Origin of the sequence: Bifidobacterium olomucense, assembly GCF_012932375.1 — a bacterium.
Classification (GTDB): Bacteria; Actinomycetota; Actinomycetes; order Actinomycetales; family Bifidobacteriaceae; genus Bifidobacterium; species Bifidobacterium olomucense.
The window spans coordinates 284,708-294,215 of sequence record NZ_JAAIIG010000002.1; the positions used below are offsets into that span (position 1 = coordinate 284,708).

Annotated in this window: 7 protein-coding genes; 1 reads left to right on the top strand and 6 read right to left on the bottom strand. The window is 58.4% G+C overall.

Annotated elements, in window-relative coordinates:
* Positions 1-162: 162 nt before the first annotated feature.
* The gene (gene typA / locus G1C97_RS03165; protein WP_169240497.1) at positions 163-2,088 is read right to left on the bottom strand and encodes a translational GTPase TypA; all 1,926 of its coding nucleotides are present in this window, start codon (positions 2,086-2,088) and stop codon (positions 163-165) included.
* Positions 2,089-2,321: 233 nt separating this feature from the next.
* Here typA and G1C97_RS03170 point away from each other — a divergent pair, with 233 nt between their 5' ends.
* Entirely contained in the window at positions 2,322-3,407 is a 1,086-nt protein-coding gene (locus G1C97_RS03170; RefSeq protein ID WP_169240498.1) for a glycosyltransferase family 2 protein, read from the top strand.
* A gap of 8 nt (positions 3,408-3,415) precedes the next feature.
* Here G1C97_RS03170 and G1C97_RS03175 read toward each other — a convergent pair whose 3' ends face one another.
* The 5 genes from G1C97_RS03175 to G1C97_RS03195 are packed head-to-tail and all read right to left on the bottom strand — an operon-like array spanning position 3,416 to position 9,434.
* Positions 3,416-4,537 carry a glycosyltransferase gene (locus G1C97_RS03175; protein WP_169240499.1) on the bottom strand — a complete coding sequence of 374 codons (1,122 nt, stop codon included), beginning with the start codon at positions 4,535-4,537 and terminating at the stop codon, positions 3,416-3,418.
* A gap of 50 nt (positions 4,538-4,587) precedes the next feature.
* The gene (locus G1C97_RS03180; RefSeq protein ID WP_169240500.1) at positions 4,588-6,156 is read right to left on the bottom strand and encodes an oligosaccharide flippase family protein; all 1,569 of its coding nucleotides are present in this window, start codon (positions 6,154-6,156) and stop codon (positions 4,588-4,590) included.
* On the bottom strand, positions 6,153-7,286 hold the full coding sequence (locus tag G1C97_RS03185) for a glycosyltransferase (protein ID WP_169240501.1): 1,134 nt from the start codon (positions 7,284-7,286) through the stop codon (positions 6,153-6,155). Before G1C97_RS03185 ends, G1C97_RS03180 begins: the two co-directional genes overlap by 4 nt.
* The gene (locus G1C97_RS03190) at positions 7,283-8,440 is read right to left on the bottom strand and encodes a glycosyltransferase (protein ID WP_169240502.1); all 1,158 of its coding nucleotides are present in this window, start codon (positions 8,438-8,440) and stop codon (positions 7,283-7,285) included. The genes G1C97_RS03185 and G1C97_RS03190 overlap by 4 nt, the downstream gene beginning before the upstream one ends.
* Positions 8,427-9,434, bottom strand: a complete 1,008-nt coding sequence (locus tag G1C97_RS03195; protein ID WP_169240503.1) for a DUF6625 family protein — start codon at positions 9,432-9,434, stop codon at positions 8,427-8,429. The genes G1C97_RS03190 and G1C97_RS03195 overlap by 14 nt, the downstream gene beginning before the upstream one ends.
* Positions 9,435-9,508: the final 74 nt, after the last annotated feature.

Here is a 9,508-nt window from a genome sequence, read left to right on the forward strand (position 1 = left end):
TCCCCTGAATGAGGGGAGCCGGAACATGTATCGGAACAATCAAATTACTTGTTTCTGGTTATTCTGCCGAGCCGTTCAACGGAAAGCCCAGTGGGCTTTCCTTAGGCGAGGTGAGCGGATGCCACCACAAGGCATCCGCGAAGGTCGTCAGAATAATTAGAACTACTTGTTCTGATTATTCTGACGACGCTGCTTGGCGCGCCACTTGTACCAATCCTCGCGGCCGAGGATGATCTTGCGCACGCGGATGGACTCCGGGGTCACTTCCACGCACTCGTCCTCGTTGGCGAAGTCCAGAGACTCCTCAAGGCTCATCTTGATCGGCGGGGTGAGGGTTTCCAGCACGTCGGCGGTGGAGGAACGCATGTTGGTCATGTGCTTGGCCAGCGTGATGTTCACATCCAGCTCGTCGGGCTTGTTGTTCACACCCACGACCTGACCCTCGTAGACCGGAGACTGCGGCTCGACGAAGAAGTTGCCGCGAGCCTGCAGACGCTGCATGGCGTACGGGGTGGCCACACCCTTACGGTCGGAAACCATGGAGCCGTTCTGACGGATGGTGATCTCGCCGGCCCACGGTGCGTAGCCCGCGGAGATGGAGGAGGAGATGCCGGTGCCGCGCGTTGCGGACAACAGTGCGGTGCGGAAGCCGATCAGACCACGGGACGGCACGGTGAACTGCAGACGGACCCAGCCGGAGCCGTGGTTGGTCATGCCGTCCATACGGCCCTTGCGGTCGGCCATGAGCTGGGTGACGGTACCCATGTACTCTTCCGGCACGTCGATGGTGGTGTTTTCCATCGGCTCGTTGACCACGCCGTCGATCTTCTTGGTGACCACCTGTGGGCGGCCGACGGTCAGCTCGTAGCCCTCACGACGCATCTGCTCGGCGAGCACGGCCAAAGCCAGCTCACCACGGCCCTGAACCTCCCAGGCGTCCGGACGATCGGTGGGCAGTACCTTGATGGACACGTTGCCGATGAGCTCGCGATCGAGACGATCCTTGATCATACGGGCGGTGAGCTTGTGGTCCTTGCCTTCGGTGCCGGCCAGCGGGGAGTCGTTGACGCCGAAGGTCATGGAGATGGCCGGATCGTCCACGTGGATAAGCGGCAGCGGCTTCGGGTCGTTCGGGTCGACGATGGTCTCGCCGATCATGATGTCGTTGACGCCGGCGACGGCCACGATATCGCCGGGACCCGCGGAAGCGACCGGGATACGCTCAAGGCCCTGGGTACGCAGCAGCTCGGAGACACGGAAGTTCTCCAGAGAGCCGTCCACACGGGACAGGCCGTAGGTCTTGCCCTTCTCCAAAGTGCCGTTGTAGATGCGGACCAGACCGAGTCGGCCGAGGAAGTCGGAGGAGTCGATGTTGGCCACGTGAGCCTGCAGCGGAGCGCCTTCCTCGTATTCCGGAGCCGGAATGTTGGAGATGATGGCCTCGAACAGCGGCTCAAGGTTGTCGTTGTCCGGCAGGCCTCCGTCGGCAGGCTGGTTCACGGAAGCGTAACCGGCCTTGGCGGCGCAGTAGATGACCGGCATTTCGAGCAGCTGGTCGAGGTTCAGGTCGATGCCCTCGTGCTGCACGTCGTCGGCCAGACCGAGCAGCAGGTCGGAGGTCTCCCCCACAACCTCGGAGATACGGGCATCCGGACGGTCCACCTTGTTCACGCACAGGATGACAGGCAGCTTGGCTTCCAGAGCCTTGCGCAGCACGAAACGAGTCTGCGGCAGAGGGCCTTCGGAGGCGTCCACCAGCAGGACGACGCCATCGACCATGGAGATACCGCGCTCCACCTCGCCACCGAAGTCAGCGTGGCCGGGGGTATCGATGATGTTGAGGGTGATGCCTTCCGGGTGACCATACTTGGCGGCCAGCGGACCGGTGTATTCCACGGCCGTGTTCTTGGCCAGAATGGTGATGCCCTTCTCGCGTTCCAGATCGTTGGAGTCCATTACACGGTCCGGCACTTCCTCACGCTCGTTGAACACGTGGGACTGCTGGAGCATCGCGTTCACCAGCGTGGTCTTGCCGTGATCGACGTGTGCCACAATAGCCACATTTCGAATATCACCACGAACCGCCATCGAAACCTCTCTTAATATCGATTGTCGTTGCTTGCGTAATTCTTCAGTACGTGTATTTGGTTCTACCTGCATTCACACACAAACCGGCACAAGCATACCCACACGTTGCGACGGACTCTCATTGTCCCACCCTTTGGCGCAACCCGGCATATGGTCCATTCCGTTCAGGCTCGACAGGGTCACCGGACGGGGTACACCCCTGAAAATATCAGCCGCATCATAGATTGCATGCTATGGAACATGTCACGCCGTCCGTGGAATCCCTCAACAGTACACAGCACGCGCCGTCGAGCGTGCCACGGGATCTCGTCAGCGTGATTGTTCCGGTGTACAACGTCGAGCGATATCTGCCGGCTTGTTTGGACGCATTGATTGGCCAGACTTATCAGACTCTGGAGATTATGCTGATCGACGACGGATCGACGGACGGGTCGGCGGCGATCTGCGACGTGTACGCCGCGAGAGATGAACGTGTACATGTGATCCATCAGACCAACCGGGGGCAAAGCGCGGCACGCAATGCGGGACTTGACCGCGCGCAAGGCGAATACATCTGTTTTGTGGACGCGGATGACATACCGAACCGCAAGTACGTAGAGACTCTGGTACGCGGCATGGAGGACCATGACGCAGACATGGCCACGATTCGGTTCAGTCATATCGACCAAAACGGGCGGCCGATCGAGCGGCATGCCCCGCATAACCGGTATGACACCATCGTCACGCTCAACAGGGAACAAGCCCTTGTCCTGATACTCACCAACCGACTGGAGTCATTCCCGTGGTCGTATGCGGCCAAAAGCACGCTCTATAACGGACCGTACCATGTACGGTTTCCCGAAGGTCAGGTCATGGAAGACGCTGCCACCACCTATCGGGCCATGGCCAACGGTTCGCGGCTCGTATACTTGCCCGTCAGCGTCTACCAATATCGCATACGCGCAGGCTCGACCATGGACGGCAACAATCCAGCCATCACCCAAGGGTCCATTCTGAATTGCACGAGGATACTCAAGACGGTCGATGACCTTGGATTGCCGGAAAACGACGCCATGGATATCCGTTGCCGTTATTTTGAAATCCTCATCGCATGCCATTACACCCTGCTGCGAGATCGCTCCTCATATCGACACAATGACGACAGTGCCACGCAAGCACGGTATGTCAACTCACTGGCGCAATCGTTCGCCACACACATTGATGTATCACGACTGCCTTTAGGCACACGTCTACGCTGGCAACTGATGCGCTGGAAACTGTCGCCGATTGTCGCATTCATCGAGCATATGACCCGGCGCCAAGCCGGTATCATGGCTTGACTCGTGGCTTAGCGCAATCCCAGCAATTCGAAGAGCGGCGATTCGTTCTGCGCATCCGTCCAATCCAACGCCGCAAGGTTTTCCGTTATGCGCTGCCGCTCCTCAGGATGGTCGGCCAGACGGATAATCACATCGGCAAACGACTCCGCATCAGCGGCACGAATGAATCCCGTCTGTCCATCGACGATCTGCTCGCGGAATGCCGGAATATCGGTGACGACCGCAGGAACCCCCAGAATCTTCGCCTCCTGCACCGTCAAGCCGAATCCTTCACACCGCGAAGTCTGCACGTACACGTCGGCCTGTTTCATATATGGATACGGATTGCGCACCTCTCCGCGCAATATGAATCGTTCGTTGAGCCCGAGTCCGTCGATCAGGATCTGCAGTTCATCACGGCTCACTCCCTCGCCATACACCTCCCACAGGAACGACAAACCACGTTCACGCAATGCGGCGGCGATGCGCACGCTCAATGCAAGATTCTTCTCCCGCACCAGTCTGCAGACGGTTACGATTCGCAATGCCGCGGCGCTCGTCCGCGTTGGCGGCGGCGTCACAGCAAGCATCGCCTTACGACGGACTTTATTAGCATCAACGGGATTGCGCAGCACGCGGGCACGCTCGGCAAGATGCGGGTACCGCCGAGTGAATGCATCCAATACCGTATTCGATACGCAGAAAATACGGTCATAGCATCTTGCCAAGCACCTATACGTGTCCTTCAGGTCCACATCCTCATTGTGTACCCATGTTGCATGAACCGGTGCACTGATATGCCCGCCGATGATGGTGTTGATATTGTCATATCCTTCGAAATCCAGCACGGCGTCAAAAGGTCCTGCAGGAATTCCAGTCAGGTGTCTTCCAGCGTATTCGAACGCCAGACGGTTCCGTTTGCCGCTCAGCAGATGCAACGTCTTGCGCATCAGACGCATCCACCATTCCGGATGCTCTCCCTTCATCAGCAATGTGCCGAGGAAACGACTCAGCATGCTATCGGCGCGGACATATGCCACCGTCGCACCTTTGGGCAACAGGTCCCCTATCACCTTGACATTTGCTCGCGTCACGAACACCACGTCGCATCCTTGCCGGCATAATAACGACATCATTCTGAACATCGCCATTTCCGTGCCGCCTCGCATACGGTGGCAACCGCATACCGCAATACGCTTGTTCATCGCCGCCCGCCCCATTCATCGACATCGTGCCTCGGCGTTACGAATCCGCATGCCAGTTTCCATATCCGTGCACGCTCCTCACGGCGCAACACCGCGAACGCGCATGGCACGCTCGCCACCACCGCACAGCCCAACGCCGTTGCCACCAGCATGGCCCAACTGCGCGCGGGGATGAAGGCACGGCATAGCACCGTCACCGCAAGCATGATGGGCAATGTGGCCAGTCCCCTCACCTCGGCGGAGAACACGTGCTTCGCCGGGATTTCCATGCACCACGATGCGTACAGCGGTAACGCAACCATGTTCTTGGCCGTGTCAAGTACGGCGGCCACGATGATGATCGACCAGATGCCCCAATCGGTCCACATCAGCATCGGGATCACCAGCACGATGTTGAGTACGCCGCACGTCAGAAACATCAACGACGGCACCTTCACCTTGTTCATCGCCGTATATACGTTGCTTATGGGACGCCCGCAGCTGCCGAGCAGCATGGCGAGCAGGGAGACTACGCCCATCGACTGCAGCCATCCGGCGTCTTCGCCGGGGGCCCATAGGCGGAAGAAGTCCGTGCCGTATACGATGAGGAACCCGCAGGGCAACGACAACGTCAATCCCATGAACCGAATGGCGCGGTCCAGAGAACAGGCCATGTCATCCCGTCTGTCCTGGGCGTACAGGCGGAGCACACGTGGAGCGAATACCGAGGAGAGCATCGAGGCCACGTTCGTCATGAACTGCGGCATGGTTTTGGCGATGGAATATTGCCCGGCCACCAGCGCCCCCAGAAAACGGTTGGCCAGAAAGATATCCAACGCTATCAGCAGCGTATAGCTCGCCGAATCGACCGAATTCCATACGCCGGAACTCACCAGTTCACGAACCGCGCGCATACGGAACGACGACCGGCGCACCGCCAACTGCGGCGTCAGTCTGCGCGTGTAGTACACGTTGGCCACGCACTGGTACAGGTTGAGCGCCAGCATGGACGCGGCGACGAAGCAGAGCATCGGCTTCCACAGGCAGAACAGCACCAACAGCACGCCGACGCGCAGCACATTGCCTTCTATATTGCGCACCGCGTTGCGGTCGAGCCGGTCGCTGATGTAATACACGCCGCCATACACGGACGTGACCAGTGCGAATTCCATGCCGATGGCGCAAAACAGGAAGGTCAGACGCACATCCTCCACCAGATTCGACGGAATGTTCATCACGGTTTGCGGGAACATGACGATCAGCGCATACGGCACGGCGAATGCGATGGCGAGCGCCATATCGGCAATCATCACCGAGCTGAAGTACTCGTTGGCCTTTGCAATGTCGCCACGGTTGTAGGCGACGCCGATGAATCGTCCGGCCATCGCGTTCAACGCGCTGGTAAGAATCCCTGCATAGCCGATGAGGTTGTTCACCAGTGGGATGAATCCGTACGCCTCCGCCCCAAGCGTGGCGATGATGTACGGTGTGAGCAGGAAGTTCACACCGAGTTGCACAAGAAACGCGATGATCGTCGCCGTCATGCTGATCACCAGACGACGGCGTTCGTCGTCTCGATCGTTCATGATCTTCCGCCTTCGGTCAGATAGATGTGCTGCAGCATCGCCGCGGTGGCACGCATGTCAAAACCGGCCATCGCCACACGCGACGCATACGACCCACGATCGCGCCGCCGAACAACACCCTCACGCAACGCCCGCGCCCATATCAGGGCATCATCCTGCAACGAGCAGAACCGCAACAGATCGGTGATCGCAGCCTGATCAGTCACCGCCTCACGCGACGCCACACACGGCAACCCCGCACACCGCGCCTCCACCAGCACGAACGGCAGACCTTCAAGGGTGGACGGCATCACAAATCCATCCATCGCCTGATACAGCTCATGCATGTCCGCGCGTCCCCCACCAAGCATCAACACAGAGCCTTCAGGCAAACCTATCGCCGATATCCTGCGGCGCAATTCACCTTCCAGTTCGCCTTGCCCGATAATGATGAACACGCTTTTCGGTTCCATTCGGCGATACGCCGCAAACACATCCAAAGCGAACAGTGGATTCTTGCGATTGTTCAGATGTCCGCAGAACCCGATGACGTGTACGCCGTCCGGTATGCCGAACCAAGCACGGACCATATGCCGTGCCGTTTCATCAAAGCGAAAACGATCGGTATCAATGCCGTTCTTCACCCATGTATATGCCTTGCCGGGGAACAGATACGCCGCATTGTCCGAGCAAGCAAAGTATCTGGTCGGATACCGATGCACCTGACGTTCGACCAATCGGGCACGCCATCCCTGATGCTGATTCTCGAAGAAGCCGTCGCCCTCATGCGAATGCAGGATGCGCAGGCTCACGCCGCTTTTCGCTGCCACCGCCAGCGGATACACATAGGGGAAGCAGACGTTCATATGTATGCCGCCGATCTCCGGATGCTCGGCGAACAGACGCCGCAACTCCCTCTCGGCGCGCCATGGGGCACGGCGGGCCGGGTAGATGGCGCGGAATATTCTTCCTCCCAGATCGCGCGCTTCCTCCTCGTACGCCATGGGCGACATGTCGTAGGGGATCAGAAAGTCGAACTGCACCAGATCACGGTCGATCCGTCGATACAGATTCATGATGAACCGCTCGACGCCGCCGCGTACCCATGTCATTCCCTGCTGAAGGATATGCAACGGCTCATTACGAGTCATGATCTTCCACCTTCGGTCAGATAGATGCGTTGCAGCATCGCCGCGGTGGCACGCATGTCAAAACCGGCCATCGCCACACGCGACGCATACGACCCACGATCGCGCCGCCGAACAACACCCTCACGCAACGCCCGCGCCCATATCAGGGCATCATCCTGCAACGAGCAGAACCGCAACAGATCGGTGATCGCAGCCTGATCAGTCACCGCCTCACGCGACGCCACACACGGCAACCCCGCACACTGCGCCTCCACCAGCACCATGGGAAGCCCCTCGTACAACGAAGTCAGCAGAAATCCGTCCATCATCTGGTACAGGCAGTTGACGTCATCACGATTACCGCCCATGAACAATACAGACCGTTCCGGCAACGCCAATTCGCGCACTCGTTGCTCCAGCCTGTCGGACAACTCGCCGCAACCTATCATCATCAGCACGCTATCCGGCTGCATCCTGCGATAATGCGCGAACACCTCCAACGCCAGCAAAGGATTTTTGCGACCAGTCAGATATCCGCAGAACCCCAGAACATGCGTGCTCTCGCCAATGTCATATCTGCGCCGATACCGCTGCCGAACGTCCGGCGAGAATCCGAACCGCTCGACATCGATGCCGTTTTTCGCCCACAGATACGGTTTCCCCGGGAACATATATCGCGCAGCGCTGTCCGAACATGCCAGATATCGGGTGGGATGCCGATCGATCTGTCCGCGAACCAGTCGGTCACGTACCGCAGCGGCAACCCTGCTATGGATATCCAGCTTGGGTTGCACATCGAAGGCCCCATGCGCATGCAGGATCCGCAGCCGAATACCGCACTCCCGAGCAACCGCCAGCGGATAGGCATAAGGGAAGCAAGCATGTACATGCACTCCGACAATGTCCGGATGCTCGCGGTACACCTTCAGCAACGAATGCCTTGCTTGATACGCCGATTCCGACTGCGAGTACTGCGCCCGGAAGATCCGGCCCCCATAGTCGGCAATCTCCTCTTCGAAGGCCAGTTTCGGCGCATCATGAGCCGCAAGAAAATCGAATTGCACCAGGTCGCGGTCCATGTTGCGGTAAAGATCCATCATGAATCGCTCGATGCCTCCGATAGAGCCGAACATACCCCACTGCATGATGCGAATCGGTTTGTCAGCAGCCATCATGTCTCCTTTTCCCAACACGAACGGGGAGCACCGTTCGCAGACGGTTCCACCAGAACCGCGCATCACCTGCGATCATTCCGATACGGTGGCGTAATCCGTCGAGCCTTCGCCGCCATCGCACGGAGCGGATATTGTCCACGCTCACCCGTTCCACAGGCATCGGTTCGAACGAGTTCGGCAGTATCTGGAACCTGTCCGCATCCATGCTGCAAGTAACACGCATCGCGCGCCGTTGGAAATGCAGGTACATCAGCTCCTGCTGTTCGAACGTGCCCAGCCTGACGAAGCTGCGGCGCAACGTGCCGTTGTCCCACTCATATACCGCGCGTAGGGGCGGTTCCGTCAGGAACATGTTGAGATCGTCGTCATATCGGGTCAGTCGAATCGATGTGCTCCGGGACGACGCATTGCCGGAACGATCCCGCATGTAAATCGGGAAACCGTATGTCTGATAGATGCGATTGATGTTAGCCGGCAGATAACTTTCATCGAAAGTAAAGCCGCGCGATGATTCCAGCACTTCGCGATACAGGTTTCGCCCATCCAGCGGCAGCATGAACCGACGGTTGTTTTCTTCAGTGTTGCGGTACAGCGCCAAGTGACCGACCGGGAATAGCTTGTCGTAACGATCAAGCATGTCACTGGTGATGAAATGGCTCAGCTTCCCGAAGATGAGATCACAATCGCAATGTCCCCAGAACTCATATCCGCTCACATAGTCATGGAACAGATAGCCGTACATCGGTCTCAGATCGCATAGCTTATACGGGCTCCGCATCTCCGGCGCGAAGGCGAACGCGTCTCGCACCCGGGCCTGCATATCGGCAAACGACTCATAATGAACCGTCACGTTGGCGGGATACGCGTACGGGGTTCGATCATCGGTGAAGATCAGCCAGTCGTAGTCTGCGTTCGTGCCGCACGAGTTCAGAAACAGCTGGAAGTAATTCGGAAGACGACCGTAGTACGGCAATATGATGACACACCTATTCACGGCCACTGACTCCTTCCCGTCCTCTGTCATATGGCAACCGCCCCATGCCGTCCATGGGATCACGTATTTCCCAC

Excerpts from the sequence above, each read along its gene's own strand:
- typA (WP_169240497.1), bottom strand. The coding sequence starts at position 2,088 with ATGGCGGTTCGTGGTGATATTCGAAATGTGGCTATTGTGGCACACGTC.
- G1C97_RS03170 (WP_169240498.1), top strand. The coding sequence starts at position 2,322 with ATGGAACATGTCACGCCGTCCGTGGAATCCCTCAACAGTACACAGCAC.
- G1C97_RS03175 (WP_169240499.1), bottom strand. The coding sequence starts at position 4,537 with ATGGCGATGTTCAGAATGATGTCGTTATTATGCCGGCAAGGATGCGAC.
- G1C97_RS03180 (WP_169240500.1), bottom strand. The coding sequence starts at position 6,156 with ATGAACGATCGAGACGACGAACGCCGTCGTCTGGTGATCAGCATGACG.
- G1C97_RS03185 (WP_169240501.1), bottom strand. The coding sequence starts at position 7,286 with ATGACTCGTAATGAGCCGTTGCATATCCTTCAGCAGGGAATGACATGG.
- G1C97_RS03190 (WP_169240502.1), bottom strand. The coding sequence starts at position 8,440 with ATGATGGCTGCTGACAAACCGATTCGCATCATGCAGTGGGGTATGTTC.